Source organism: Actinomyces respiraculi (assembly GCF_014595995.2).
GTDB classification, from domain to species: domain Bacteria; phylum Actinomycetota; class Actinomycetes; order Actinomycetales; family Actinomycetaceae; genus Actinomyces; species Actinomyces respiraculi.
Genome location: NZ_CP063989.1, coordinates 1504330 through 1530968 on the forward strand (window position 1 = coordinate 1504330; position 26639 = coordinate 1530968).

23 protein-coding genes are annotated in these 26639 nt (G+C 70.9%); 14 read left to right on the forward strand and 9 right to left on the reverse strand.

Annotation, left to right across the window (positions count from 1 at the left end; genetic code table 11):
• Positions 1-17 precede the first annotated feature (17 nt).
• The 9 genes from ID810_RS06235 to ID810_RS06275 all read left to right on the forward strand — a co-directional run bounded on the left by ID810_RS06235 (position 18) and on the right by ID810_RS06275 (position 10870).
• Positions 18-1037, forward strand: coding sequence for a helix-turn-helix transcriptional regulator (locus tag ID810_RS06235; RefSeq protein ID WP_328703743.1), 1020 nt, complete (start codon positions 18-20; stop codon positions 1035-1037).
• Positions 1037-2005 (forward strand): helix-turn-helix transcriptional regulator, encoded by a 969-nt coding sequence (locus tag ID810_RS06240; RefSeq protein ID WP_166854974.1) that lies wholly within the window; start codon positions 1037-1039, stop codon positions 2003-2005. Before ID810_RS06235 ends, ID810_RS06240 begins: the two co-directional genes overlap by 1 nt.
• A gap of 175 nt (positions 2006-2180) precedes the next feature.
• Entirely contained in the window at positions 2181-2459 is a 279-nt protein-coding gene (gene tatA / locus ID810_RS06245) for a Sec-independent protein translocase subunit TatA (RefSeq protein ID WP_166854973.1), read from the forward strand.
• A gap of 171 nt (positions 2460-2630) precedes the next feature.
• The gene (tatC, locus tag ID810_RS06250) at positions 2631-3461 is read left to right on the forward strand and encodes a twin-arginine translocase subunit TatC (protein ID WP_166855102.1); all 831 of its coding nucleotides are present in this window, start codon (positions 2631-2633) and stop codon (positions 3459-3461) included.
• Between the two features lie 63 nt (positions 3462-3524).
• Positions 3525-4487 (forward strand): diacylglycerol/lipid kinase family protein, encoded by a 963-nt coding sequence (locus ID810_RS06255; protein WP_166854972.1) that lies wholly within the window; start codon positions 3525-3527, stop codon positions 4485-4487.
• A gap of 30 nt (positions 4488-4517) precedes the next feature.
• On the forward strand, positions 4518-7433 hold the full coding sequence (locus tag ID810_RS06260; RefSeq protein WP_166854971.1) for a DEAD/DEAH box helicase: 2916 nt from the start codon (positions 4518-4520) through the stop codon (positions 7431-7433).
• 86 nt (positions 7434-7519) lie between these two features.
• Positions 7520-8434 (forward strand): DUF808 family protein, encoded by a 915-nt coding sequence (locus tag ID810_RS06265; protein WP_166854970.1) that lies wholly within the window; start codon positions 7520-7522, stop codon positions 8432-8434.
• A gap of 136 nt (positions 8435-8570) precedes the next feature.
• The gene (gene lnt, locus ID810_RS06270; RefSeq protein WP_235931439.1) at positions 8571-10088 is read left to right on the forward strand and encodes an apolipoprotein N-acyltransferase; all 1518 of its coding nucleotides are present in this window, start codon (positions 8571-8573) and stop codon (positions 10086-10088) included.
• Between the two features lie 17 nt (positions 10089-10105).
• The gene (locus tag ID810_RS06275) at positions 10106-10870 is read left to right on the forward strand and encodes a polyprenol monophosphomannose synthase (RefSeq protein ID WP_166854969.1); all 765 of its coding nucleotides are present in this window, start codon (positions 10106-10108) and stop codon (positions 10868-10870) included.
• A 5-nt stretch (positions 10871-10875) separates the two neighbouring features.
• On the opposite strand, the gene ID810_RS06280 is transcribed toward ID810_RS06275, so the two are convergent.
• Positions 10876-11229: an RNA polymerase-binding protein RbpA gene (locus tag ID810_RS06280; RefSeq protein WP_166854968.1), complete on the reverse strand. Its 354-nt coding sequence runs from the start codon at positions 11227-11229 to the stop codon at positions 10876-10878.
• Positions 11230-11465: 236 nt separating this feature from the next.
• Here ID810_RS06280 and ID810_RS06285 point away from each other — a divergent pair, with 236 nt between their 5' ends.
• Positions 11466-12590 carry a 6-phosphofructokinase gene (locus ID810_RS06285; protein WP_166854967.1) on the forward strand — a complete coding sequence of 375 codons (1125 nt, stop codon included), beginning with the start codon at positions 11466-11468 and terminating at the stop codon, positions 12588-12590.
• Positions 12591-12632: 42 nt separating this feature from the next.
• Complete coding sequence (locus ID810_RS06290; RefSeq protein ID WP_166854966.1) at positions 12633-13226, forward strand: GNAT family N-acetyltransferase; 594 nt, start codon at positions 12633-12635, stop codon at positions 13224-13226.
• A 98-nt stretch (positions 13227-13324) separates the two neighbouring features.
• On the opposite strand, the gene ID810_RS06295 is transcribed toward ID810_RS06290, so the two are convergent.
• Complete coding sequence (locus ID810_RS06295; protein WP_167202229.1) at positions 13325-13750, reverse strand: hypothetical protein; 426 nt, start codon at positions 13748-13750, stop codon at positions 13325-13327.
• A gap of 89 nt (positions 13751-13839) precedes the next feature.
• Between ID810_RS06295 and ID810_RS06300 the strand changes: the two genes are divergently transcribed.
• Together ID810_RS06300 and ID810_RS06305 are read left to right on the forward strand one after the other, a co-directional pair.
• Positions 13840-14514 (forward strand): SGNH/GDSL hydrolase family protein, encoded by a 675-nt coding sequence (locus tag ID810_RS06300; RefSeq protein WP_188232542.1) that lies wholly within the window; start codon positions 13840-13842, stop codon positions 14512-14514.
• 105 nt (positions 14515-14619) lie between these two features.
• Positions 14620-15627, forward strand: coding sequence for a LacI family DNA-binding transcriptional regulator (locus tag ID810_RS06305; RefSeq protein ID WP_166854963.1), 1008 nt, complete (start codon positions 14620-14622; stop codon positions 15625-15627).
• Between the two features lie 98 nt (positions 15628-15725).
• Here ID810_RS06305 and ID810_RS06310 read toward each other — a convergent pair whose 3' ends face one another.
• The gene (locus ID810_RS06310) at positions 15726-17741 is read right to left on the reverse strand and encodes a PTS sucrose transporter subunit IIABC (protein ID WP_188232549.1); all 2016 of its coding nucleotides are present in this window, start codon (positions 17739-17741) and stop codon (positions 15726-15728) included.
• A 199-nt stretch (positions 17742-17940) separates the two neighbouring features.
• Positions 17941-19482 carry a glycoside hydrolase family 32 protein gene (locus tag ID810_RS06315; protein WP_166854961.1) on the reverse strand — a complete coding sequence of 514 codons (1542 nt, stop codon included), beginning with the start codon at positions 19480-19482 and terminating at the stop codon, positions 17941-17943.
• A gap of 104 nt (positions 19483-19586) precedes the next feature.
• On the opposite strand from ID810_RS06315, the gene ID810_RS06320 reads away from it, so the two are divergent.
• A complete protein-coding gene (locus ID810_RS06320; RefSeq protein ID WP_166854960.1) occupies positions 19587-21191 on the forward strand; it encodes an Hsp70 family protein in 1605 nt (534 codons plus the stop codon).
• 40 nt (positions 21192-21231) lie between these two features.
• On the opposite strand, the gene ID810_RS06325 is transcribed toward ID810_RS06320, so the two are convergent.
• From ID810_RS06325 to pepN, 5 genes are all read right to left on the reverse strand, one after another.
• The gene (locus ID810_RS06325) at positions 21232-21744 is read right to left on the reverse strand and encodes a MerR family transcriptional regulator (RefSeq protein WP_166855100.1); all 513 of its coding nucleotides are present in this window, start codon (positions 21742-21744) and stop codon (positions 21232-21234) included.
• Positions 21745-22113: 369 nt separating this feature from the next.
• Positions 22114-22581, reverse strand: coding sequence for a DUF151 domain-containing protein (locus ID810_RS06330; protein ID WP_166854959.1), 468 nt, complete (start codon positions 22579-22581; stop codon positions 22114-22116).
• 70 nt (positions 22582-22651) lie between these two features.
• A complete protein-coding gene (gene ftsR / locus ID810_RS06335; protein WP_166854958.1) occupies positions 22652-23296 on the reverse strand; it encodes a transcriptional regulator FtsR in 645 nt (214 codons plus the stop codon).
• Between the two features lie 98 nt (positions 23297-23394).
• A complete protein-coding gene (locus ID810_RS06340) occupies positions 23395-23847 on the reverse strand; it encodes an FHA domain-containing protein (RefSeq protein ID WP_166854957.1) in 453 nt (150 codons plus the stop codon).
• 101 nt (positions 23848-23948) lie between these two features.
• Complete coding sequence (gene pepN / locus ID810_RS06345) at positions 23949-26639, reverse strand: aminopeptidase N (protein WP_166854956.1); 2691 nt, start codon at positions 26637-26639, stop codon at positions 23949-23951.

Sequence of the window (26639 nt, forward strand, 5' to 3'; positions counted from 1 at the left end):
GGCCCTAGTCTGTGCGCGTGAGCAGCAGCGTGTCCCAGGTCCCGGCCGAGGAGCGGCAGGTCAACCTCCTGCTGGCCCTGCGCCACACCCGCGACGGGATGAGCGCCACCGACATCATCAGCCGGGTCAGCGGCTACGACCCCGACGGCGGCGATGGGGCGCGGCGCATGTTCGAGCGGGACAAGGAGGTCCTGCGCTCCATCGGCGTGCCCCTCGTCGTCGAGTCGGTGGCCGGCGAGCCCTGCTACCGAGTGGACGAGGACCACTACGTCCTGCCGCCCCTGCGGCTTCAGGCCGAGGACGTCGCCGTCCTGGAGCTGGCGGCCTCCGCCTGGCGCGACGGCACCCTGCCCCAGCCCGCCCGGCGCGCCCTGACCAAGCTGCTCGCCGTCGCCCCCGCCCGCACAGGTCAGGAGGTGGTGCCGGACCTGAGCATCGACCTGGCCGGCCAGGACGTGCCCACCGTGCTGCTCACCGCCATCGAGGAGCGCCGCCGGGTCTCCTTCGACTACCTCTCCGCCCGTACGGGCACCGTGCGCCACAGGATCGTCGAGCCGTACCGACTGCGCCTGAGTGAGGGCGCCTGGTACCTCGACGCCCGCGACACGCGGGTGGCCCCGCCCCCGGCTGCCGGGTCCAGCGGAGCTTCCGGCAGCTCCGGCAGCTCCGACGACGGTCGGCGCGTCTTCCGCCTGGCACGCCTGCGCGGTGAGGTGAGCGTCGTGAGTGAGCCCGGCGCCTTCACCCCCGACCCGGAGCCCGGCACCGACCCCGAGGCGCACGCCGCCGCCGTGCTCGCCCTCGCCCCGGGGCGGGCCCACGCCCTGCGCCGACGCGGGCAGGAGCCCGCCGCCCAACCCCGGCGTCGGGCCCCCGAGGGCTGGGACGTCGTCGCCGTCGCCTACGAGGACCTCATGGTCATGGCGGGTGGCCTGGCCGCCCTTGCGGACGCCGTCGTCGTCCTTGAGCCCGAGGCCCTGCGTGAGGCCGTCCTCGACCACCTGCGCGGGGCCGCCGCGCTCGGCAAGGAGCAGTGATGGCACGACCCTCCTCCACCGACCGCCTCCTGCGCCTGCTCGCCCTGCCTGCCTGGGTGAGCGACCACCCCGGGGCGACGCTCGCGCAGGCCGCCGCCCAGTTCGGGGTCACCGAGGGCCAGTTGCGCCGCGACGTCGAGACCCTGTGGGTCTCCGGACTGCCCGGTGGCACGCCGGACCTCCTCGTGGACTTCGACGCCGACCTGCTCGACGAGGGCCGACTGCGCCTGACCGCGCCGCTGGGACTCGACCGCCCCGTCACCCTCACCCGTGAGGAGGGCACCGCCCTCCTGCTGTCTCTGCGGGTCCTGGCCCGCCTCCTGTCCGCCGTCCCCGGTGCTACCGCACCGCTGCGCCGTGCGGAGCAGGTGCTGTCCGACCTGCTCGAGGCCCCTGTGCAGGCGGTGGGGGAGAGCGAGGACCCGGTGCTCGCCGCCGTCACCCGCGCCCTGGCCGAGGGCCGGCGCCTGCACCTGGTGTACGCCTCGGCCACCGACGAGCGCAGCGAGCGCGACGTCGACCCCTTCGAGATCGTCTCCGACGGCTCGCACCTGTCCCTGAGGGCCTGGTGCACGCACCGGCGCGCCGAGCGCACCTTCCGCCTCGACCGGATCCTTCAGGCCACGGTGACCGAGCAGGCGGCCGCGCCGCACCGGCGTCTGCGCGCCCAAGGCCTGGAGCGCCTGGCTGACCGTGAGGAGGCGCAAACGGCCGAGCTGCACCTGGCGCCGGCCGGCCGCTGGCTCGTGGAGCAGGCCGGCTGCGAGCGGGTCGAGGAGCATCCGGACGGCACGCTCACCGCCACCGTGCGTGGGCGCAGCCGGGACTGGCTCGTGGGCCTCGTGCTCAGTGCTGGACGTCACGTCCTGGATGTCAGTCCGCCCGAGCTGCGCGAGGAGGCCGCGGCCCGTGCCCGAGCCGCCCTGGCCCTCGCGCAGGGTGACAGGCAGGGCGACAGCACATCCTGAGAGCCTTGTCCTGAGGGCCTGTCCTGGGCGCAGCGGGCTCCGTCCGTCCCGCCACAGGCAGTCTCACGCGCCTACGCCCAGGGTGGAACACGCGATGGGTGCGCGGGAGCCCTCATGACGTGCCGTTAGACTCTCATGTGTCTCACCGGGCCGAAACCCACATTGGAGTAGTGCTGTGAAGTTCTCACCCACCCACATCGTTGTCCTCCTCGTCCTCGTCCTGCTCATCTTCGGGGCCGGCAAGCTCCCGGAGATCGCCGGCTCCATCGGCAAGTCGATGAAGGTCTTCAAGAAGGAGGTCAAGGAGCTGCGCGAGGACGACGGCGCCTCCGCGACCCCCGTCGAGCCGGCCCAGATCCAGCAGCCGCAGCAGGGCACCTACTACACGCAGCCGACCCAGATGGGTCAGACCGCCCCGCAGCAGCACACGGACGGCACCACCCCGCAGGCCTGAGCCCCGGTGAGTGTGATGCCGGGGCGGTGCCGTCACTGCTGACGTCATCGCCCCCGCACTCGCGCACCACCACGTGAACTCGGACAGGAGCAGGTCATGGCCAAGGAGCCGAAGGAGCCTCAGAAGCCGAAGGTCAGGCCGACCAGGCGCAAGGACAACCCTGAGGCGATCATGTCCATCGGGGACCACCTGCGCGAGGCACGCAACCGCCTGGTCATCTCAGCGGCGGGCGTGCTCGTCATGGCGGTCGTCGGCTACATGGTCTATGACCCGGTCTTCTCCCTCATCACCCGGCCCATTGAGGTCGCCAACGCCAACGGCGCCAACATTTCGATGAACTTCGACACCGTCCTGTCCTCCTTCGACATGCGACTCAAGGTGTCGATCTGGCTCGGCGTCCTGTTCTCCTCGCCCCTGTGGATGTACGAGTTCTGGGCCTACGTCGGCCCCGGCATGACCCGCAAGGAGAAGCTGTACACCTGGGCCTATGGCCTCGTCGGCCTCGTCCTGTTCGCCTCGGGTGTTGGCCTGGGCGTGTGGATTCTGCCCCACGCGGTGTCCATCCTCACCAGCTTCATCCCCAAGTCCGGCACCGGCTTCATCCAGGCCACGCTCTACCTCAGTTTCGTCATGAGGCTGCTGCTCGTCTTCGGTGCCGCCTTCCTGCTGCCCGAGCTGCTCGTGGCTCTCAACCGCCTCGGTCTGCTCAAGGGCACGACGATGCTCAAGGGCTGGCGCTGGGCAGTTCTGGCGATCTTCACCTTCATGGCCTTCGCCAACCCCCTGCCGGACCCCTGGTCGATGATCCTCATGGCACTGCCGATCACCGGCCTGTACTTCCTCGCCTGCTTCATGTCGATCAGCCATGACAAGCGGGTGGCCCGGCGCCGCGCCAAGGAGGACGCCGAGCTCGACGCCGCCCTCGCGGACAAGCCCACCACCCCGGCCCTGCCCGACTCCGAGAGCACTGCCCAGCTTCCGGCCGGCACGAGCGAGTCCTGACCCGGCGCCACCACCCCACCCGAGCCCCACGGGTCCGTCCTCCCTACCCGGCTAAGAGACCTCATGCGCATCGCCCTCGCCTCCAACCCGTGCGCCGGGCACGGCCGCCACACCGACGCGGCCGAGCTGGCACGCGTCGGGCTCGTGCGCCGTGGCCACGACGTCCTCGTCGTCACCGCCGACTCCTACAACGCCACCCGCGAGGCCGCCACCGCCCTGCTCGAGCACCACGAGCTTGACGCCCTCGTCGTCGTCGGCGGGGACGGCATGGTCCACCTGGGACTCGACGTCGTCGCCCTCACAGACATTCCCCTGGGTATCGTCGCCGTCGGCACCGGCAACGACGTCGCCCGCTACTACGGCCTGCCCGCCAGGGACGTCGACGCCTCCCTCGACGTCATCGACGCCGCCCTGCGCGACCGCCACGTGGTCAACGCCGACGCCATCCACGTCACCCGCCCTGACGGAACTCCCGTCGCCCCCGAGCACGAGTGGTGCATGTCCACCGTCAGCACCGGCGTCGAGGCCGCCGTCAACGCCCGCGCCAATGCCCTCGTATGGCCGCACGGGGAGGCCCGCTACACCGTCGCCGTCTTCGGCGAGCTCGCCCGCCTGCGCCCCTACGGCTACCGAGTGAGGACGGACTCGGGCACCTGGGAGGGCGGCGCCCTCATCCTCACCGCCGCCAACACCCGCTACTTCGGCGGAGGCATGGACCTGGTGCCAGATGCCAGCACCACCGACGGCCTGCTTGAGGTCGTGCGCCTGGACCCCATGTCGCGCCCCGGCCTGCTCAGGCTCCTGTCGAAGGTCTTCACCGGCGCTCACATCGGCCACCCGGCAGTCCACATCGAGCGCACCCGCGCCGTCGTCATCGAGGCCCTGGAGCGTGAGGGGCTGAGTCTGCCCCCACACCCCATGGCGGACGGAGAGCCCCTGACCACACTGCCCCTGCGCGTTGAGGCCGTGCCCTCGGCCGTGCGCGTGCTCGTGCCGGCACCGGCCGCCCAGGACGCCGACGCCTGACGGCGGGCGAGCCCACGTAGGGTGGGAGGCATGACACCCTCAGCCTCCGAGCGCTACGCCGCCGCGCGCCGCCGCCAGGCCGCCGCGCGCACGGAGCTCGCCCGCTTCGCCGCCGGGTACGACTTCCCCCTGGACGACTTCCAGGTCCAGGGCTGCGAGGCCCTGGAACGCGGCGAGGGCGTCCTCGTCGCCGCCCCGACCGGTGCCGGCAAGACCGTCGTCGGAGAGTTCGCCGTCCACCTCGGGCTGGCCAAGGGACTCAAGACCTTCTACACCACGCCCATCAAGGCCCTGTCCAACCAGAAGTACCTCAACCTCGCCGAGCGCTACGGTCGGGAGAAGGTCGGCCTGCTCACCGGCGACACCTCGATCAACCCCCACGCGGACGTCATCGTCATGACCACTGAGGTCCTGCGCAACATGCTGTACTCGGGCTCGCGGGACCTGGGCCGCCTCGGCTTCGTCGTCATGGACGAGGTGCACTACCTCGCGGACCGCTTCCGCGGCCCCGTGTGGGAGGAGGTCATCATCCACCTGGCCCCGCAGGTCCAGGTGGTCTCCCTGTCCGCGACCGTCTCCAACGCTGAGGAGCTCGGCGACTGGCTCGGGCACGTGCGCGGCACCACCGCCGTCGTCGTCTCCGAGCAGCGGCCGGTGCCACTGACCCAGCACATGATGGTGGGACGGCGACTGCTGGACCTCTACACGGTCCCGGACAGCACCGTGGGCACCCCCGGCGAGGCGGACGGCGCGGCCTCCGTACTGCCCCCGCTCAACCCCGAGCTGCTTACGGCCGTGCGCAGCGCCCGTCGCGCCGCGGCCGGGGGCACGGGCGCCTCCACACACGCACGTCGGTACCAACAGCCGTGGCGGCGGGGTAGTGCGGTCGGCGGTCGAGCCCCGCGCCGGAGCGAGAGCGGCGCCCGCATCGCACGCCTGCGCCCTCCCTCGCGCCTGAGCGTCATCGACGCCCTCGAGGCCGCCCACCTCCTGCCCGCCATCATCTTCATCTTCTCGCGCACCGGCTGCGAGCAGGCCGTCTCCCAGGTGGTTGCCGGGGGAGTAGACCTCACCACCGAGGCCGAGGCCCGGCGCATCCGCGAGGTGATCGAACGGCGCACCGCCGAGGTACCCGTGGCGGACCTGACGGTGGTGGGCTTCCATGCCTGGGCGCACGCCCTCGAGCGCGGCGTCGCCGCCCACCACGCAGGCCTGCTGCCGGTGTTCAAGGAGACCGTCGAGGAGCTGTTCAGCGCGGGCCTTGTCAAGGTCGTCTACGCCACCGAGACCCTCGCCCTGGGCATCAACATGCCCGCGCGCACCGTGGTCCTGGAGTCCCTGCGCAAGTGGAACGGTTCCGCGCACGTGACCCTCACGCCGGGGGAGTACACCCAGCTCACCGGCCGCGCAGGCCGTCGCGGCATCGACGTCGAGGGCCACGCCGTCGTCCTGGCCGCCGACGACGTCGAGCCCGCACTCGTGTCCTCCCTCGCCTCCCGGCGCACCTACCCACTCGTCTCCGCCTTCCGGCCCACCTACAACATGGCCGTCAACCTCCTGGGGCGCTCAACGCGCCAGCGTGCCCGCGAGGTGCTGGAGTCCTCCTTCGCGCAGTTCCAGGCGGACCGCGGGGTGGTTGAGCTCGCCGCCCAGGCCCGGCGCCGACGCCACTCGGTCGCCGGCCTGGAGGAGCAGATGGCCTGCCACCTGGGGGACTTCCGCGAGTACGCGCTGCTGCGCCAACGCATCGCCGACGCCGAGGCGGACCTGTCCCGGCAGAACCGCGCTTCACGCCGCACCGACACCAGCCGCGAGATGTCGAGCCTGCGCAGGGGAGACGTCGTCGTCTTCCGCACGGGGCGCCGCTCGCGCCACGGTGTCGTGCTGGAGGTCGGTGAGGACCGCACCGCCACCCCGGCCCTGACCGTCCTGGGGGAGGACTCGCGCGTGCTCACCCTCAGCCCGGACACGGTGCCCGACGGCGTGGTGCGCGTCGGCTCGTTGCGCGTGAGCGAGACCGTGGACGTGCGCAGGCCGCGCGAGCGCGACCGCCTGGTGGGCAGGCTGGTGGAGGCGCTGCGCTCGGGCGGCCTGGAGCAGGAGGAGCGCCGACGCCGTCGGACCCGCGGCGGCGGGGGCAGTGATGGTACGGGCGGTGCCCAGGAGAGGATCGAGGCGCTGCGCCACGAGATGCGCGCCCACCCCTGCCACGCCTGCCCCGACCGCGAGGAGCACGCCCGGGTGGGACGCACCTGGTCCAAGGCCCTGGCGGAGGCGGACCGGCTCCAGGCCCGGATCGAGTCACGCACCGGAACCGTCGCCCGGGTCTTCGACGCCGTCTGCCAGGTCCTGCTCGAGCTGGGCTACCTCGAGCCCGTTGACCGCGGACACCCCGAGCGCGAGCTGCGCGTGAGCGCCGCCGGGCGCCTGCTCGCGCGCGTCTACGCCGAACGTGACCTGCTTGTCGCCGAGTGCCTGCGCCAGGGCGTGTGGGACGGGCTGGACTCCGCCGAGCTTGCTGCCGCCCTGTCCGCCTGCGTGTACGAGCCGCGCGCCACCGCCCAGGGCATGTGGCTGCCGGTGGCACCGGGCACGGCCCTCGGCGCGGCGCTGCGTGCCGAGGCGCGGGTCTCGCGGCGCCTGAACGACCTGGAGTCCCTTATGCGCCTGCCGGCCTCCTCCGGCGCCGAGCCCGCCCTGGCCGGGGCCGTCGCGGCCTGGGCCCAGGGGGCGGGTCTGGCCCACGTGCTGGAGGACTCTGAGCTGACGGCGGGCGACTTCGTCCGCTGGGTCAAGCAGCTGCTCGACCTGCTCGGCCAGGTCGCGAGCCTGCCGCCTGACGCTGAGGACCCGGAGCTGTCCGCCCGCGTCGCGGGCCTGGCGGTCCTGTCCGCCGAGGCGAGCCTGGACATCAGCCGCGGCGTCGTCGCCTGGTCCTCGGTCTGATCCGCCCGCCGCCGGACGGTAGGCTCCGGGACGCCCGCTGTGTGTGAGCACGGGCGCCCGCCCCCACCGTGAGGAGCACCCTTCCCGTGTCCGGATTCTTCGCCCTGCTGGACGACATCGCCACGCTCGCCAAGCTCACCCTGGCCACCGTCGACGACACCGCGGCCATGGCCGTCAAGACCTCCGCGAAGGTCTCCGCCGCCGCGGTCGACGACGTCGCCGCCACGCCGCAGTACGTCACCGGCATCACCCCGGACCGGGAGATCCCCATCATTCGGCGCATCGCCCTGGGGTCGCTGCGCAACAAGCTCCTCATCATCCTGCCGCTCGCCCTGGCCCTGAGCTGGATCGCGCCCACGCTGCTGCCGGTGGCGCTCGTCATCGGCGGCACGTACCTGTGCTTCGAAGGCGGGCAGAAGGTCCTTGAGACCATCGCCCACCGGCTCGGGCACGCCCACCACGGCGCCGAGAGCAGCGGGCCTGTCGATGAGGACACGATCGTCCGGCGTGCCACGACGACGGACGTCATCCTGTCCACCGAGATCATGCTGCTCGCGCTGGCCGAGGTGCAGGGGGAGTCATCGGGGCGTCGGGTCGTCGTGCTCATCCTCATCGCCCTGCTCATCACCTTCGCCGTCTACGGGCTGGTTGCCGCTCTCATCAAGCTCGACGACCTGGGCCTGCGTCTGGCCTCCGGGGCGCGCACCGAGCACTCCCGCCGGGCCGGCCGCGCCGTCGTGCGCCTGGCTCCGGGCCTGTTCAGCGCCATCGGGGTGCTCGGCACGGTGGCCATGCTGTGGGTGGGCGGGCAGATCCTTGCCCACAACCTCGCCGCGCTCGGGGTGGCGGGCCCGCACCACCTCATGGAGCACGTGGGGCAGCTGGTGCACGTGGGTGTCGTCTCCTGGGTGCTGACGACGGCGGCCGCCTGCGTCTTCGGGGCGCTCGTGGGTATCGTCCTGGCCCTGCTGGTCACGGCAGTCACGAGGCTGGCGCGCTGAGGTGGCGGGCAGAAGGGATGTGCCGAAGAAGGGCGTGCGCAGCCGGGACGTGCGTCGGCGGCCCGGCTCGGCGGCCCGGGGTGGGAGCACCCGCCGGTCCTCACGCGCGCGCCTGCGCCGCCTGGCCGGCGGCCTCGTGGCGGGCCTGCTGCTGTGGGCCGCCTTCCCGCCGCACGACCTGTGGTTCCTCGCCCCTGTGGCGCTCGCCCTGCTCGCCCTGACCACGCGTGGCCGGGGCGCCGTCGAGGCCGCGACCACGAGCCTGCTCTTCGGCGTCGGCTTCTTCGCCCCGCTGCTGCACTTCACCCACGTCTCGATGGGCACCCCCATCGGCTGGGTGGCACTGACCGTCGTCGAGAGCCTCTACCTCGCCGCCTTCGGCGCCGCCTGGGCATGTGTCTCGCGCAGCCAGATGCTGCAGCGGTGGGCACTGGCCGGGCGTGCGGCCTCCTTCGCAGTGCTGTGGTGCGGGGTTGAGGAGCTGCGCTCGAGCTGGCCCTGGGGAGGCTTCCCCTTCGGTCGGCTCGCCTTCGCCATGGCGGACTCACCCTCGCTGCCACTGGCAGCCTACGGCGGGTCGGTGGGCCTTAGCCTGCTCGTCGCCCTGACCGCGGGCTGCCTGGCCGAGGCGGTGGACGGGCTGCGTGAGCGCCGCCTCCTGGGGGCGCTAGCCGCCGGCGCCGTGACAGGCGTGCTGGTCCTGGCACCGCTGGCCCTGCCACTGGCCTCAGCGACGCAGGACGGCACGGTCCGTGTCGCCGCCGTCCAGGGGTCGGTGGCTCACGACGAGGAGGCCTTCGCCCGTGCCCTGGAGGTGACGGACAACCATGCGCGGGCGACCCTGGACCTGGCGGAGGAGTTGGGGGAGGGGAGTGTCGACCTCGTGGTGTGGCCGGAGAACGCCGCCGACCGCGACCCGAGGGAGTACTCGGCCAGCGCTGTCCTCGTTGAGGGCGCGGCCCAGGGCATAGGGGCCCCGGTGCTCGTCGGTGCCGTCCCGTATGCGGATGGCGTACGCTACAACGACGTCGTCGTGTGGACTCCCGGCCAGGGGGCGGGCGACTACTACCGCAAGCACCGTCCTGTGCCCTTCGGCGAGTTCATCCCGCTGCGCTCCTTCATCCGCTCGGTCACCGCTCAGGCCGACCGCATCGGCACGGACATGGTGGCCGGCACGGGCCCCCACACGCTGACCGTGCGGGCCGCGACCCAGGAGCGTGACGTCGTCCTGGCCCTGGGGATCTGCTTCGAGGTCGCCTACGACGACGTGCTGCGCACCGGCGTGCTCGAGGGCGGCAGCATCATCGTCATCCCCACCAACAACGCCTCCTTCGTCGGCTCCTCCGAGTCCGCGCAGCAGCTCGCCCAGGGGCGGGTGCAGGCGGTCATCCACGGGCGCAGCGTCGTGCAGGTCTCGACGGTCGGCATCACCGCTGTCATCAGCCCCCGCGGGACGGTCGTCCAGCGTCTCGACGACGGCGTCCAGGGAGCGCTCGTGGCCGACGTGGGGCTGCGTCACTCCATCACCGTGGCTGACCGGCTCGGTGCCTGGCCCGCCACGGTGATCATGGTGGGGGCGGGGTTGCTGGCCGCCGCAGGTATCGTGTCCCACGCACGTGCACAGGTCCGGCGTCGACGCCGGTCCGGCCGCTGACGCAGGAGGAGAGTGCTGTGAGGACTGTCGTCGTCATCCCGACCTACAACGAGATCGAGTCCCTGCCCGGCGCGCTTAAGCGTGTGCGCGCCGCGGCGCCCGAGGCCCACATCCTCGTCGTCGACGACTCCTCACCGGACGGCACGGGTGCCTTCGCGGACGCCCGGGCCGCGGAGGACGACCACGTTCACGTGCTGCACCGCAAGGAGAAGAACGGCCTCGGCCCGGCCTACCTCGCAGGCTTCGCCTGGGCGCTGGACGCCGGCTACGAGCTCATCGTGGAGATGGATGCGGACGGCTCGCACCGCGCTGAGGACATGGCGCTGCTCCTCCAGCGCGCCGAGATGTCGGACGCTCCCGACCTCGTCATCGGCTCGCGATGGGTCTCGGGCGGCGCCACCGAGGGCTGGGACGCGCGGCGCGTGGCCCTGTCGCGAGCGGGCAACCTCTACATCAACGTCATGCTCGGCACGCGCGTGAAGGATGCGACGGCGGGATTCCGCGTGTACACCGCCTCCATCCTGCGCCGCCTGAACCTGTCGCGGGTCGAGGCCCTCGGCTACGGCTTCCAGGTCAACATGACCCTGCTGGTCGAGGAGGCGGGCGGCCGGATCGTGGAGATGCCGATCACCTTCGTTGAGCGTGAGGCCGGCCAGTCCAAGCTCTCAGGGGGCATCTTCACCGAGGAGCTGACCCTGGTGACCAAGTGGGGGCTGCGCCGACGCGTCGCTCAGCTCGATGGCCTCGTGCGCGAGGTGCGCGAGCGGGTTGTGAGGCGCTGAGCCGCTCAGAAGCGCTGGCGGTAGATCTCGCCCGAGCGCAGGAGCTCGAGCCGTTCCTCGAGGAGGACCTTGAGCTCGTCGAGGGAACGGCGCTCCAGGAGCATGTCCCAGTGGGTGCGCGGCGCCTTCTTGGGTTCGTCGGACTCGGTCTCCTCCTCGCCGCGCAGGCTCGCGGTTTGACCGCACTCGGGGCACTCCCAGGTGGGCGGGATCTCCGCCTCCAGGGACATGGGGACGGTTGTCACATGGGCCATCGGGCACTCGAAGGTGACCATCTGGCGCTCGGCGAACTCGACGCCCTCCTCGGACTCCATCGACTTCGCGCCGATGGTCATGCCACGCAGTGCGCGGTCTGCCATGTTGTTGCCTCTCCTTGAAGATCACCTGATGATCACCGTCGGTCCCATGGCATACATGACATAGCAGCCCGGGACGGCGGCACGGGACCTGTTGGCTGCAACGCCTCCACCGACCGGATTGTTCCTGGCGGGACGTGCGTGTGTGTCCGGCGGCCATGCTACCGGGTGGCGGGCAGGCGCCATGTACACCCGTCTGGGCGGGCACGTGAGCGCTGAGGGCAGGGCATAATCAGCCCATGGCCACCAAGCGCATCGGCATCCTGACCGCTGGCGGAGACGCCCCTGGACTCAACGCGGCGATCCGCGGATTCGGCAAGGCGGCGATCCAGGAGTACGGGTGGGAGCTCATCGGCTTCCGTGACGGCATGCGCGGTCTGGCCGAGAACCGCTTGACTGCGCTGGACGCATTCTCGCTGTCCGGCATCCTCACCACCGGCGGGACCATGCTCGGCACGAGCCGTGACAAGGTCCACCGCATGATGGTTGACGGCGAGGAGCGGGACATGGTGCCCACCATCGTTGAGAACTACGAGCGCAACGAGCTGGACGCACTCGTGTGCCTCGGTGGGGGAGGCACGGCCAAGAACGCCCGCCGACTCATGGACGCCGGGCTCAACGTCCTCCACCTGCCCAAGACGATTGACAACGACATCGTCGAGACGGACTCGTCCTTCGGCTTCTCCACGGCGCTGGAGATCGCCACCGAGGCCGTGGACCGCTTGCACTCAACCGCCCACTCCCACCACCGCATCATCCTCACCGAGATCATGGGCCACCGGGCGGGGTGGCTGGCGCTCGGCGCCGGTATCGCCGGGGGAGCGGACGTCATCCTCCTGCCCGAGATCCCCTACGACGTCGACGCCATCGCTCAAAGGATCGAGCGGCGCCGCTCGCACGGCTCCAACTTCTCCGTCGTCGCGGTCGCCGAGGGGGCGCTGTCGCGCGAGGACCGCGAGGAGATCGACCACGCGCAGGCCCTGGTCAAGGAGGCCTCGTCGCCGGAGTCGAAGGCGGCGGCCAAGCGGGGTGTCAAGCGCCTGGAGGCCTCCCACCGGGCGAACACCTTCACCTTGGCCTCCCAGCTCGAGGAGCGCACCGGGCTTGAGGCCCGGGTGACGATCCTGGGTTACGTCCAGCGCGGTGGCACGCCGAACGCCGCTGACCGCCTGCTGGGCACCCGCCTGGGCGTGGCCGGGGCGCGGGCGATCGCCGACGGCTCCTTCGGTGTCATGGTGGCGGACCGCGGCCACGGCACGGAGCTTGTGCCGCTGCGCCGGGTGGCGGGCAAGGTCAAGTACGTGCCGCGTGATCACGAGTGGATCGAGGCGGCGCGCGCCGTCGGAACGGCGCTGGGGGACTGAGCCCCCTGTGCGAGGGCCGACGCGGGATGATTGGATAGTCGTATGAGTAGCAACGTCGCTTCTTCTCCGTCCGCTGAGACCGTCTACCTGCGTCCGCTGCGCGACGACGACGCCGAGGCCGTGCGCCGTGCCTTCACGGGCTCGACGGGGATGTCCTTGGAGGGCAGCGTGGTCGACCTCGAGTCTGCGCAGACTTATGTCAGAACGCGTTCGGACGCGAGCTCGCCCCTGCATGGCTGGGCCATCGTGGGTGGGGATGACGTCCTCATGGGTCTCGTCTCCGTTGCCGCGGATGAGGACAACGGCACGGGCGCGCTCAGCTTCTGGATGGGGGACGACTACCGCGGCCGCGGGCTGACCCGCCGTGCGGTGGCGACGGTGGCTGACTGGGCGCTGTCCGACGACGGCCTGGTCCTGGACCGTCTGGAGCTCGAGCACGTGTCCTCGTACCGTCACGCCGGCAACATTGCGCGCGCCGCGGGCTTCCTGCAGGAGGGCGTGCTGCGCGAGGCGCGTCTGGTCGAGGTGCACGACGGCGAGGACGTGGTGCTCGTGCGCGAGGATGTCGTCATCTACGGGCGTCTCAAGGACGACCCGACCCCGATCGTCGCCCGCCTGGAGATGCGCCCGGCCTGAACGCCCTCTCTCACATATCGCCGATAATGTACATTATGTCATTCTGGCGATGCGGAGATGCCCGACCGCACGCCGGGCATCCTCCCCTTCCAGCCGCGTCACGGCCAGGATCGCGTCACCCGCACCTGAGTCATCCGCACGCTCATGCTGCGCGCGGCGCGTCGCGCCTGGTGCGTCGCCCACAGCACGCTCGCACCGCTGATGAAGGACAGCGCGCCTATCGGCCACAGCACCACCGCCGCCAGCCCGCTCGTGCCAAGAATCATCGCCAGGCCGACGACGACGCCCAGCACCCCGACGACCGTCCCCGTGTGCCACACCGGGCTGAGCACCCCCGAGACGTTCCCCGACCCGTCAGTGGCAGACACCTCCCACTGACCCGACGCACCGTCGTCGGCGACGACCCTCTCGCTCCCCGTGGAGTTGGTGTCATAGACATTCATGTCGCGCAACGGACCGTGCGGCCCTATGAGGAAGGTACCCCGGGCACCATCGGGCGTCTGCGCGCCTCTCATCGTTGTCATACGTATGACGTTAGGCCCATCTCCTGCTCGTATCCCCCTGTGCACCTGTGAGACCTCTGAGAAACGGGACCTGTGTGAGGCCGGAACACATGCAGGGGCTACTGTGTTGGTCTGTGCCCGCACTTCCACGCTCCACCCCCTTCCCCACCGCCGTCTTCCTCGGGGACTCCATCACCACCGGCTGGCAGGCCATCACGCACCCGCGCAACCGCTGGACCTCACTCGTGTGCGAGCACCTGCGCTGGCGCGAGGTCAACCTCGCCGACGACGGCATGGGTTTCTTCGCCCGCCGCGGCGGACACCTGCCCGGCGGTGGGCGCACCCCCTCGTCCCGGGACACCACCTGGCTCGAGACCGTCCTGCGCGCCGAGCCCGATGTCGTCACCGTGAGCCTCGGGCTCAACGACGCCGTGCTGCTGCCCTCCCAGCTCGAGCTCATCCAGCAGGCTGTTGAGCACGACCTGTCCTTCCTCGCCTCCCGGCTGCGGGGCGTGAGCGTCGTCGTCGCCCCCTACTTCCCCACCCTCGGCGTCGGGCCGCGCTTCGAGCTCGTGCGCCGCATGGTCCACGAGCAGGCAACGACACTCGGTCTTGTCTCAACCGATGCCATGAGCCTGGCGATCGACGGCGACGAGGACCTGCTGAGCGTCGACGGCATCCACCCGAACGACGCCGGTCACGCCGCCATCGCCCGCTCGATGATCCGCCTCTACGAGGACCTGGTCCCGGCGCTGTGCTCCCCCGCGCCCGGCCCTTCAGCCTGAAAGGAGCGGTCACCGGGCGCTGACAACAGCGCTCACCGCCCGGAGAGGCCACCCGGTGGCATAGTGTGTGCGGGATACCTGTGTCACATGTATGAGGAGTTCCCTGTGCCCCACCACCGCGAGCCCACGCTCGCCGACGTCGCCGAACGGGCGGGGGTCTCCCTCACCACCGTCTCCCGGGTGCTCAACAACCGCGGCTACCTCTCCCAAGCCACGCGCTCGTGCGTCGCCGAAGCCATCAAAGAGCTCGGCTACCGCCCCAACCAGGTGGCACGTGCCCTGCACGGCAAGTCCACACACAGCATCGGCATCATCGTGCCCACCGTGGCCCTCCCCTTCTTCGGCGAGCTGTCGTCCGAGATCGAGGACGCCCTGGCGGAGCACGGCTACCGTACGCTCATCTGCAACTCCCTGGACCGGCGGGACCGTGAGCACGACTACCTCGACCTGCTCGTCTCCCACCGGGTCGACGGGATCATCTCCGGCGCCCACAACGAGGACCTCAGCGAGTACCGCAGCATCCACAAGCCGCTGGTCGCAGTGGACCGGGACCTGTCGCCCATCGTGCCGAACGTGCGCTGCGCCAACGAGGACAGCGCCCGCCAGGCCACCGAGCACCTGCTCGCGCGCGGTGCGCGCCGTCCGGCGCTGCTGACCTCCCGTACGGGAGCCCACAACCGTCGTGAGGCCGGCTACCGGGCGGTGCTCGAGGAGGCCGGTATCGAGCCGGTCATCATCGCGATCGACTTCCACACCCCCGATGAGCGGCGCGCACAGATGATCCGTGAGGGCCTCGATGCGCTGAGGGACCAGGTGGACGCCGTCTTCGCCACGGATGACCTGTCCGCAGCCGACGCCCTGGAGTGGGCCCATGCGCGCGGGCTTGACGTGCCCGGCGAGTTCAAGGTGGTCGGCTTCGACGGCACGGCGGCGCTGCGCCGGGCACTGCCGGGGCTGACCACGGTGCAGCAGCCGATTCGCGCCATCGCCCGCACCGCCGTCGACCTGCTCCTGGAGCAGATCACGGCCCTACGTGACGACGACGAACGTCCCCGGCCGGCACACCAGGTCATCGAGCTGCCGGGCACCTTGCTCCAGGGCCGCACGACCTGACCCTCTCCCCCACCGAGCGTCCTCTCCCCCACCTAGACGGCCGAGGGCCGGCACCCCGTGTTCCGGGATGCCGGCCCTCGTGCTGCGTACGTCAGGCCTTACACCTGCACCGGGGCAGGCACGACGCTGTAGAAGGCGTCGCCGCGCTGCACCTCGCCGGTGTGCTCGTCAGCCAGGCCGCCGAAGGCGGTCGCGTTCGACACGACGACGGGGGTGACGGTCTGATACCCGGCGGCCTTGACCGCGGCCCAGTCGACGTCGACCAGCGGCTGGCCGCGACGGATGGTGTCGCCCGCCCTGACCCGAGCCGTGAAGTGCTTGCCGTCGAGCTGGACGGTGTCCATGCCGACGTGGATGAGCAGCTCGATGCCTGAGGCGGAGCGGATACCGTAGGCGTGGGCCGTCGGGAAGGCGACGAGAACCTCGCCGTCGACCGGCGAGACGACCGGTCCCTCAGCGGGGTCAACGGCCAGGCCCGGGCCGAGCAAGCCGGAGGAGAAGGTCGGGTCCTCAACCTCGGCCAAGGCGATGGCGCGGCCCGCGATGGGAGCGGTGACCGTGTAGTCGGTGGCGGCCTCGGCGGGCAGCTCGACGGCGTGGCTCTCGTGGGCAGTGACTGCGGCCGCCTCCAGGGCCTTCTCGTCCTCGTCGGTCACGACGTCACCGCCCAGTGAGGCGGCGCCACGGGTGGAGCCGTAGACGAAGGCGGCGGCGAAGGCGAGGGCGAAGACGATGAGCTCGAGGATGAGGTAGGTCGCGATGTCCTGCGGGCGGATCGACACGAAGCCGACGAAGCCCGCAGCGCCCAGGGCCTGGCCGCGTACGTCGAAGATGGAGACGAGGGCGGAGCCGATGGCAGCGGCGCCCATACCGATGAAGAAGGGCCAGCGCAGGCGCAGGTTGACACCGAAGATGGCGGGCTCGGTGATGCCGAAGACGGCGGAGGCACCACCGGCACCGGCCAGGCCCTTCATCTTGGCGTCCTGGGTCTTGAAGAAGACGGCGAGGGCGACGGCGCCCTGGGCGACGTTGGCCATGGAGGCGATGGGGAAGATGAAGTCGCCCACGCCCTGGGTGATGAGCGGGATCTCGATGGCCGGGAAGGACTGGTGCAGGCCGGTGACGACGATGGGCGAGTAGACCAGGCCGAAGAGCAGGCCGCCGAAGAGGCTGAGGTTGTCGTAGCTCCAGGCGATGCCGTCGGTGAGCCACTGGGCGAGCTGGCGGGTGATCGGGCCAATGATGATGAAGGCGAGGAAGCCCGTGACGAGCATCGTGAACAGTGGCGTGAGCAGGAAGTCGGCAGTGCCCGACAGCCACGTGTGCAGGCGCTTCTCGATGACGCACATGACGAAGGTGACGGCGAGCGTCGGGATGACCTGGGCCTGGTAGCCGATCTTGGCGACCTCCATGCCGAACAGGTGCCAGTACTCGACCGTGGACTCGCCGACGAGTGCTGCGCCGGTGTTCCAGGCGTTGAGCAGGTCGCTGGAGACCATGGCACCACCGATGGCGGCACCGAGGTAGACGTTGCCCCCGAAGCGCTTGGCTGCGGAGAAGCCAATGAGGATCGGCAGGAAGGAGAAGGCGGCCGCGGAGATCATGTTGACCAGGGCCGCGTAGTCGGTGAGCCACGTCCACCGGTCGACGAGGGAGTACATGCCCTGGGGGTTGTCGTTGGTGATGTAGGCCGAGGAGGTGAAGAAGTCGGCGGTCAGGACGTTGTTGAGCGCCATCATGAGGCCGCCGGCGATGAGGGCGGGCAGGACCGGGACGAAGATGTCCGCGACCATCTTGATGAAGCGGGAGAAGACGTTGCCGCCCTTAGCGGCCTGCTCCTTGGCCTCGTCCTTGGAGACCTCCTTGACGCCTCCGCTGCGCACCATGTGGGCGAAGACCTGGTCGACGTCGCCGGGGCCGACGATGATCTGGAACATGCCGCCGGCGATGAAGGTGCCCTTGAGGTCGGGGTCCTTGTCGAGGGCGGCCTGGTCGACCTTGTCCATGTCGGCCAGAACGAGTCGCAGGCGTGTCGCGCAGTGCGCGGCCGCGGTGATGTTGTCGGCGCCTCCGACATACGTCAGGACGTCCCTGGCTACGCGGGCATGATCCATTGCCACCCGGGTCTCCTTTCTCTGGGGCCCGGTCGCTCGGCGGTGAGCGGGAATGGGAGGCGGGACGCGGGGACGTCGCGACCACCAGTCCGACCAGACCTGTGTCAATCGATGGTCACATTACCGCGGCCTACTTCTGTCCCAACAGACTCGCATAACGTGATGCGGAGCACATACTGGCGGTGGGTGTCGCGCGCGCTCAGTCGAGGGCGGTCGCCCGCACCTCCACCACCCGCACACCGGTGCCACAGGCAAGACGCGCACCGCTCGCCGTCGGCGCCACGAAGGAGCGGAACGTCGCGGCGCAGTCACCGTCACCGACGAAGACCTCCGTCACCGAACGGTCGTGGAGGACCTCCAGGCGCAGCGGCGTCGCCGGGTCCAGCTCGACGATGCGCACGGCCTCGGGCTCGTGGTAGCGCGAGTGCCCACGGTCGATGACAAGCCGCGGTACCTCCCCCGCGACCAGTTCAACGGTGACGAAGCACTCCTCATCACCGATGGTCAGGCACACGCCCGCCTCGGCCTCCGGCTCTGCCTGCGCCCCTGTCTGCGCACCGACCCGACCCGCCTGCCGCGCCAGGTCGAGCACGAGGTGCCAGGAACGGTGCCCCTCCAGACTCGCCAGGTTCGCCGACGTCGTCGGCCCGGCCTCGATGCAGGGCCGCTGGATCAGGCGCCCGCCGCGCAGGCTGAGCGCGCGCGGCACGGTCAGGCAGTGGACCCAGCCACCCGTGCCGATCGAGGGCTGGTCGTCCTGGCCGGCGTTACCCGCCCACCCGGCGAGCAGCACCTCTCCGGGCTCGGACGGGCGACGCGCGAAGATCTGCGGGGCGTAGAACTCCAAGCCGTGGTCCACCTGGCGCAGGGTCCCATCGCAGTCGCGCAGTTCGGTACCCACTAGGTGCCCGACCGCGTACACGCACGGAAAGACCGTCCGGTAGCCACCGGCGGCCTCACTGTCCGCCCCCTGTGGGCAGAAGATGAGGACGTCCCAGTCCTGCCCGGTCAGCTCGTCGGTGAGCGTGGCCAGGCCGGGGCACTCCCACATGTAGCCCAGTGCGTCGAGGCGTCCGCCGGCGCCGGGGAAGGTGATCTCGCCGTCGAGCTCCCAGGACAGCAGGTCCGCTGAGCGGTAGAGCAGCGCAGCGCCCGTCTCATCCTCACGCTGGACGCCCAGCAGCATGCGGTAGCCGCCCGGCCGCTCGGGGTCCCGCGCCACCTGGGGGTCGCGGAAGTGAGCGGTGTAGCCGGGCGCGTGCGTGGGCAGCAGAGGGTTGCCGGGCCACTTGGTGAAGGTGACCAGGTCCGCACTGGTGACCAGGCACTGGCTGGCCGTGCGCTCGTCGGTCAGCGGGTCCTTGACGTTGCCGGTGTAGAAGAGCTGGTACGGGGCTGCGGCCGGGGCCTCGGTGAGCTCCTCGCCCTCCAGCACGATGGCGTTGCCCGAGTAGGCACCGTTGGCGTCGTAGTACGAGTCCGGCACCACTGCCGGGTCATGGTGCTCCCAGTGGAGCATGTCGGCCGAGCTCGCATGTCCCCAGTACACGAGCCGACGGCTGCCGTGCATGGGCGTGTACTGATAAAAGGCGTGACAGGTGCCGGTATCGACGAGCAGGCCGTTGGGATCGTTGAGACGGCCCACGGGCGGGGCAAGATGGACCAGCGGGTAGTCCGGGTCGGCCTGGGCGGCGGAGGTCGCGGCAGCCTCGAGAGCCAGCGTCCTGAGGTTCTCGGTCATGTGGTGGAGGGTACAACCCGGCAACAGTCCCTCGGTGAGTCCTCTCGCGGACGATAGGCTGCGACAGCCAGAGCGATTGGATCATCGAGACGAGGAGCAGGCACATGTCCACTGAGCGCACCGCCTCCCGTGGGCACCGTTCTCGGGGCGGTGGTTCTGACGCCGCCGAGCGCACGGTAGGCCTCGGGATCGACCTGGGCACGACCCGCACGGTCGTCAGCCTCGTGGACCGAGGCAACTACCCCGTCCTGGGCTTCGCCGACACCCGTGGCGACCGCCATGAGTTCCTGCCCTCCCTCACCGCCCTGACTGAGGACGGTCTTGTCCACGGCTTCGAGGCGCAGGAGGCCGCCCGCAGCGGCGCTCCCGTGCTGCGCAGCCTCAAACGGGTCCTCGCCTCCCCCGCCGTGTCCTGGAGCACGCCCGTGCGCATCGGTCACGAGGAGCACGAGGTCGGCCAGATCCTCACGGGCTTCCTGCGCCACCTACGAGCCGAGCTGGAGACGGCACCGGATCTCACCGGCACCGACCTGTCCGCCCCGCAGCACCAGATCGCGGTGGCGGTGCCGGCCCACGCCTACGGGGCGCAGCGCATGCTCACCCTGGACGCCTTCGCAGCGGCCGGCTTCCACGTCGCGCACATGCTCCACGAGCCCTCGGCGGCGGGCTTTGAGTACACGCACCGCCAGGGTGCGACGGTGACCTCGCGCCGCACGCGGGTGCTCGTCTACGACCTGGGCGGGGGCACCTTCGACACGTCCCTCGTCGATGTCGCGGGCGCCGACCATGAGGTGCTGGCCTCTCGCGGCCTGCCGGACCTCGGCGGTGACGACATCGACCTCGTCCTATCCCAGCTGGTGCTTGAGCGCGCGGGCGTGGCGGAGCGAGAGCTCACCCTGGCCGAGCGCGACGACCTGCTCGACCAGTGCCAGCAGGCGAAGGAGTCCTTGTCACCGCAGACGCGGCGCCTTGTCGTCGAGCTGCACGGCGAGCCCGTGGTCCTGCCGGTCGCGGACCTGTACGAGGCCACGCTCCCCTTGGTACAGCGCTCGCTCGAGGTCCTCACGCCCCTGGTCGGTCGGCTGGAGGACGGGGCGCCCGCGCTGACGGACGTGGCCGGGCTCTACCTCGTGGGCGGGGCCTCGTCCTACCCGCAGGTCCCCCGGCTTCTGCGGGAGGCCTTCGGCAGGCGTGTGCACCGCGCGGCCCAGCCGGGGGCGTCGACGGCGATCGGCTTGGCCATCGCGGTGGACCCGAGCTCCGGCATGACCCTTACCGACCGCCTGTCGCGCGCACTGGGCGTCTTCCGCGAGGCCGATGACGGCAGTGCCGTGACCTTCGACCTCGTGCTCTCCCCCGACGCGGTGCTGTCCCATGACGGCTCGACCCAGGCGCACACCGCCGTCGTCGAGCGCGAGTACCGGGCGGTGCACAACGTGGCGCGACTGCGTTACGTCGAGTGCGCGGGCACGGACGAGAACGGAGGGCCTGCGGGACGGGTCTCACCCTGCGGTGAGCTGCTGTTCCCGGCTGAGCGCGGCCTGCGTGAGGTGGAGGACCTGTCCGGGGTGCCCGTCGTGCGCACGGGCCAGGGGCCGCTGCTGCGCGAGCGCTACGAGGTGGGTGCCGACGGCGTCGTCCGGGTGACGCTGACGGACCTGACGGACGGCTACTCGCGGTCCCGGCTCATCGGGGGCGATGCGTCCTGAGGTGGCCCCGCGGCGGGGCGCTCTGGGCGCGCCCCGCGGGTCACATGGCGCGGCGGCGGGCGGCGCGACGCCGGGCGAGCTCGTCCTCGACGACGGGCTCGGCCTGCTCGGTGGGCATGTTGACGAGGGAGCCCTCGACCTCCTGCCACACGCGGCCGACGGCGATACCGAAGACGCCCTGTCCGCCCTGGACGAGGTCGATGACCTCGTCGGCACTGGTGCACTCGTAGACGGAGGCGCCGTCGCTCATGAGCGTGATACTGGTGAGGTCGTCGACGCCGCGGGCGTGCAGGGCGTTGACGGCGGTGCGGATCTGCTGGAGGGAGACACCGGTGTCGAGCAGACGCTTGACGACCTTGAGCAGGAGGATGTCGCGGAAGGAGTACAGGCGCTGGGAGCCGGATCCCTTGGCTCCACGGATGGAGGGCTCGACCAGGCCCGTGCGGGCCCAGTAGTCGAGCTGGCGGTAGGTGATGCCCGCGGCGCGGCAGGCCACCGGGCCGCGGTAACCGGTGTGGACGTCGAGCTCAGGGAGCGGGTCCCCAAAGAGCATGCCCTGGGTGCGCTGGGGTGCGAGCCCGTGACTGACCGCTTCGTTCGCGCTCACTTGCCTGCTCCTGTCGGTTCGGGATCCGTGCTGGGGGCACGGGCTGTTGGTGCGGTGCCTGTGTGGCCCCAGCGGGGACCACGATAAGGCCGGTTGGGGCCCTCCTCAACGAAGGCCACGCGGTGGCTGAGGCAGGAATCGACCTCAACCTGAGGATGAGGTTGAGTAGGCGCCCGAACGCCCTGGACCTTCGGGCGTGATTCCGGGCAAAGCTCACGACCCCAAGGAATCGCTGTGTGATGTATTGCACATGCTGAGTCACACGAGTCACATGAGTCACACGCATCCCGCGTGTCGCGAGAAGCGATGACCGGCTCAGGGGCCGAGGCCCCCGGGACCCGCGTCCAAGGCCGAGCGCAGGCGCGCCACCTGCTCCTGCACCGTCTCCCCCGTCAGATCGACCGCGCGCAGCCGCAGCAGCGCCGAGGAGGCCCGCAGGCGCGCACGCCGCTCGTAAGCGAGGATGAGGGCCTCCGCCGGGCAGCAGGGCACCAGATGCTCCCCGCCGTCAGCGGCCACCACTCGCACCCCCGTGGACAGTGCCCCATCAGCGTCAACATCGAGCACGAGGCCCCTCAGCTGCGCCCCCACCGCGTGAAGGGTGGAGGTCAGCAGCGCCGACCATGTCGACGAGGCCGTCCCCTCCCCCGAGGACAGGGTGAGTGCGTCACGAGCACTGACAGGCACGGCAACCATCCGGGGGCCGTCCTCCTCAACGAGGATCGCGACGAGCCCACCGCCCTCCTGCGAGGCGCGAACGCCCATGAGGCTCATCCCGTGCACCTGCCCAGGCTAGTGTCGCCAGGCACCCGGTGTCCTGGAAACCGGCAGACCGACGACGCGCGCGACGAGGTCAGGCGAGAGCGTCGACCGCGCGCCGCAGCAGCAGCGCATGCAGCTCGCCGACCCTGCCCGCGAGCTCTGCGGCGGCCTCCTCCCCTGCTGAGGACGAGCGAGAACGCTTGTGCTGGACCGCCTGGTCAATAACGTCGGCCTCGCGCTCGGCCGAGGTGCGCAACATCCGCAGGTTGCGCAGCGGCACACCCAGGGCGTGAATCTCACGCGCCAGGGAGACAGTGCGCACCGCCCGAGAGTCGAAGCGGCCGTGCGCGTCGGCGGCCACCAGGCCGATGGCGATGAGCTCGTCAAGCTCCTCCTCGCTCACACCCGTGCGTTCCAGCAAGCCATCGAGATCGGTCGGGCCGTCGTCGAGGCGCCTGCCGTGAGCGGCGATCACCCGGGCGACGGGCCCGGTCGAGGTGCCGGTGGCGTCGAGCTCGGTCAGCCGCTCACGAATGACGGAGATCGGCAGGTACTCATCGCGCTGCGCCGTGAGGGCGAAACGCAGTCGCTCGACGTCGGCCTGCGAGTACTGACGGTAGCCGTTTCCCACCCGGTGCGGGCTGATGAGGCCCTCGGCCTCGAGGTAGCGGACCTTTGAGATCGACAGCGCCGGAAAAGACCCCTTGAGGAGGCCGACGACCTCCCCGATCTTCATTCCCGGCTCATGGGAGACGTTCTGCGGCCAGGAGCGGGACGCAGCCGACTCCTGGCCGGCGGGAGTGTCCCGGCGGGCCGCGCCGGTGGCGCCCGTCCTCACTGCGGGGCGGGGGCCGGGGCCGGGCCGGGGTGGTAGGTCATGCGGTACTTGCCGATCTGAACCTCATCACCGGGGTGCAGCACAGCCTGCTCCACGCGCTCACGGTTGACGTAGGTGCCGTTGAGCGAGCCGGAGTCGCGCACGGCGAAACCGCCGTCGCTCTGCCGAATGAACACCGCGTGCTTACGCGAGACGGTGACATCGTCGAGAAAGATGTCGGCGCGCGGATGGCGGCCAACGGTCGTCTGATCGGCGTCGAGCAGGAAGCGCGAGCCCGTCGCGGGCCCCTCGCCCACAAGCATGAGGGCGGTGCCGACGGGCAGTGCCGTGATCGCCGCACGGTCCTGCTGAGACAGTCCGAGGAGGGGAACCTCGCGGTCATCCGTGAGGTCAACAGCCCCGAAGATCTGGGTGGACGAGGTGTCCGGCTCGGTCGGAGTGCTCGACATCTTTCCCCCTCAGGTCGGGTGGCGCCAGGACACGCCACGTGTGCCTACACCATACCCGTCCCGCGCTCCATCGAAACGCGGGCGAGGAAGGTCACCGCCCTTCATTCCTGGTATCGCTCTCGCGCCCGCAGCGCACGGGCGAGGTCGTCACGATGCTTGAGCATCAGGCGCCTGAGCGCCCCGGGCGCCTGTCCGTGCTCCGCCAGCCAGGCGTCCACCGCTTCCAGGTCCTCAGCGTCGCCGCAGGACGGGAAGAGCCCCGTGACGAGCCGCGTCGCCGTCTCCTGGCCGCGCGAGGCCCACAGGCCCTCGAGAGCCTCGAGGTAGCGCCCCGTCAGGGGCGCGGTGAGGTCACGGTGGGCGTCGACCGCATAGCCGTCCAGCAGGGCCGCCAGGTGATCGTTGCTCAAGGACTCATCCGTCAGCGCACGCTCGACGATGTTCTCCTTGACGCGGGCGTCAGGGGTCGAGGACAGGGCCCTGAGGTGGCGGGTGACGTTGGAGGCCTCGGGCGCCTTGGCCAGCGCGGCGTCGAGTTCCTCCTCACGGGTCCGCCCCAGCTGCGCCAGTGCGGTCAACAGGCGCCAGCGCAGGTCAGAGTCGACGACGACGCCGGCCAGCCCGCCCTCCAGCACCGTGCGAAGGCGCTCGGCGAGCAGGTCGGCCTCGCCGTCGGTGAGTTCCAGCCCCTGGCCCGCAGCCTCGGCCCAGGCGCGCACGCGTACCAGCTGGGCGTCCGAGCCCGGTGCTGCGGCGAGCAGCAGATCCCAGGCACTGGGCTGCGCGGCCGAGCCGGTACCCACGAGCGGGGCGAGGGCCGCGGCCCGCTCAGACGGCGGGGTGTAGCGCGTGGCGCACAGGCGAGCGTCGGCCAGCAGCTGAGCGAGAACCGCCGGCTGGGCCGAGTCGTCTGCCTGGCTCAGGACGGTGGCGATGAAGTCCTCGGGCACCAGCAGGGCATCGCGGGTCAGCAGGGTCAGGCTCGACCACCACACTGCCCGTGCCAGCGGGTCCTTCAGCCGTCCCAGGGCCCGGCGCGCGGTGGCCAGGGAGGCCGCATCGGGGCGCACGACGGCGTAGGTGAGGTCCTCGTCGTTGAGCGTCACGAGGTCGGGCACCGCCAGGCCCACCGCGCTGGAAACCTCCGTCCGAGCCCCCTCCAGGGTCACCTCACAGCGGTCGGTGCGCACGAGGTCGCCGTTGTCGTCGAAGGAGTACAGGCCGACGACGAGCGTGTGCGGACGCAGCACGGCCTGGCCCGTCGACAGGTCCGTCCCCTCCTGGCGGACGGTCAGACGCGTGAGCAGACCGCCGTCGGACTCGACCTCAGGGGTCAGGACAGAGGGACCGGAGGTCGACAGCCACACCCGTGCCCAGGCCTGCATGTCCCGGCCCGAAGCACGCGAGAGCGTGTCGAGGAAGTCCGCCAGGCCCGCGTTGTCGAAGGCGTGCTCGCGGAACCAGCTGCGGGCCGCCTCAACGAAGGCGTCCTGCCCGGCGTGGGCGACGAGCTGCTTGAGGACGGCGGCGCCCTTGGCGTAGGTGATGCCGTCGAAGGTCTGACGGGCTGCCTCGACGTCGTCGACGGTGGCGGTGATGGGGTGGGTTGTGAGCGGGCGCGAGTCCTCGGCGTAGGCCCAGGCCTTGCGGCCCAGCGCGAAGGTCGCCCAGGCCTCGATCCACTCGGTGGCCAGTGCCTGCGCCCAGGTGCCCTGGTGGTCGGCGAAGGACTCCTTGAGCCAGGTGTCCTCCCACCAGCGCGGGGTCACGAGGTCTCCGAACCACATGTGGCACATCTCGTGCAGGATCGTATTGGCCCGGCCTGCGTGCTGTGCCCGGGTGACGGGCCCCTGGAAGAGGAATCTGTCCTCGTTGAAGGTGACGCAGCCCGGGTTCTCCATGGCGCCGATGTTGTACTCGGGCACGAGGACGCTGTCGTAGGTGCCCCAGGGGTAGGGGTAGTCGTAGGTCGTGTCGAACAGGTCCATGCCGCAGCGGGTGACCGCCAGGAGCTCGTCGGCGTCCAGGTGCCGGGCCAGGCTCGCCCGGCAGGACCATGACAGGGGGACCGGGGCGTCGTCGGGGCGCAGGCGCGAGGACCACTGGCCGTGCACGCGGTGCCACGGCCCGGCGGCCATTGCCGTGAGGTAGGAGGGCAGGGGCTGCGTCGTGGTCATGGTTGTGGCCATGGCCGTCGTCTCGGCGCCGGGCCGGCCCTCAGCCGACCCAGTCGCCACAGTCGGCTCAGTTCGCACGGGGGTCCCGTTGGCCAGCACCGTCCACCCCTCGGGGTGGCGGACCGTGAGGCTGAAGGGAGCCTTGAGGTCCGGCTGGTCCGCGCATGGCCACGCCCGGCGCGCGTCCGAAGGCTCGAAGTGCGTGTAGAGGTAGGTCGCGCCGTCCACGGGGTCGTGGAAGCGGTGCAGGCCCTGGCCGGAGGTGGAGTAGCGGCCACGAGCCTCAACCACCACCCGGTGCGTGCCCGGGCCCAGGACAGGCAGGGCAACGCGGACCCCGTCCCACTGCGGCTCGAGTGCCGCGCCGTCGATCTCGAGGCCGGTGACCGCCTCGCCGAGGAAGTCCAGCCACAGGCCCTCGGCGGCCTCGCGCAGGTCAACGACCGCCTCGCTGCGCACAGCGAAGTCGGTGCGGGAGGTGTCGGGAGCGCTGGTGACGTCGATGATGACGGTGAGCGAGGTCAGCGACAGCACGCCCGAGCGCCAGGTGGCCTCCTCGCGCGAGAGGTTCGTCAGTGAGTCCAGGCGCTGCGGGGCCCGGCCGGCTGGGGGCAT

Coding starts and splice junctions, on each gene's coding strand:
- ID810_RS06315 (WP_166854961.1), bottom strand. CDS start 19,482: ATGACCGAGAACCTCAGGACGCTGGCTCTCGAGGCTGCCGCGACCTCC.
- ID810_RS06310 (WP_188232549.1), bottom strand. CDS start 17,741: ATGGATCATGCCCGCGTAGCCAGGGACGTCCTGACGTATGTCGGAGGC.
- ftsR (WP_166854958.1), bottom strand. CDS start 23,296: ATGAAGATCGGGGAGGTCGTCGGCCTCCTCAAGGGGTCTTTTCCGGCG.
- ID810_RS06240 (WP_166854974.1), top strand. CDS start 1,037: ATGGCACGACCCTCCTCCACCGACCGCCTCCTGCGCCTGCTCGCCCTG.
- ID810_RS06325 (WP_166855100.1), bottom strand. CDS start 21,744: ATGCTCTTTGGGGACCCGCTCCCTGAGCTCGACGTCCACACCGGTTAC.
- ID810_RS06300 (WP_188232542.1), top strand. CDS start 13,840: ATGCAGGGGCTACTGTGTTGGTCTGTGCCCGCACTTCCACGCTCCACC.
- ID810_RS06260 (WP_166854971.1), top strand. CDS start 4,518: ATGACACCCTCAGCCTCCGAGCGCTACGCCGCCGCGCGCCGCCGCCAG.
- ID810_RS06290 (WP_166854966.1), top strand. CDS start 12,633: ATGAGTAGCAACGTCGCTTCTTCTCCGTCCGCTGAGACCGTCTACCTG.
- ID810_RS06285 (WP_166854967.1), top strand. CDS start 11,466: ATGGCCACCAAGCGCATCGGCATCCTGACCGCTGGCGGAGACGCCCCT.
- pepN (WP_166854956.1), bottom strand. CDS start 26,639: ATGCCCCCAGCCGGCCGGGCCCCGCAGCGCCTGGACTCACTGACGAAC.
- ID810_RS06320 (WP_166854960.1), top strand. CDS start 19,587: ATGTCCACTGAGCGCACCGCCTCCCGTGGGCACCGTTCTCGGGGCGGT.
- ID810_RS06280 (WP_166854968.1), bottom strand. CDS start 11,229: ATGGCAGACCGCGCACTGCGTGGCATGACCATCGGCGCGAAGTCGATG.
- ID810_RS06255 (WP_166854972.1), top strand. CDS start 3,525: ATGCGCATCGCCCTCGCCTCCAACCCGTGCGCCGGGCACGGCCGCCAC.
- ID810_RS06295 (WP_167202229.1), bottom strand. CDS start 13,750: ATGACAACGATGAGAGGCGCGCAGACGCCCGATGGTGCCCGGGGTACC.
- ID810_RS06340 (WP_166854957.1), bottom strand. CDS start 23,847: ATGTCGAGCACTCCGACCGAGCCGGACACCTCGTCCACCCAGATCTTC.
- tatC (WP_166855102.1), top strand. CDS start 2,631: ATGTCCATCGGGGACCACCTGCGCGAGGCACGCAACCGCCTGGTCATC.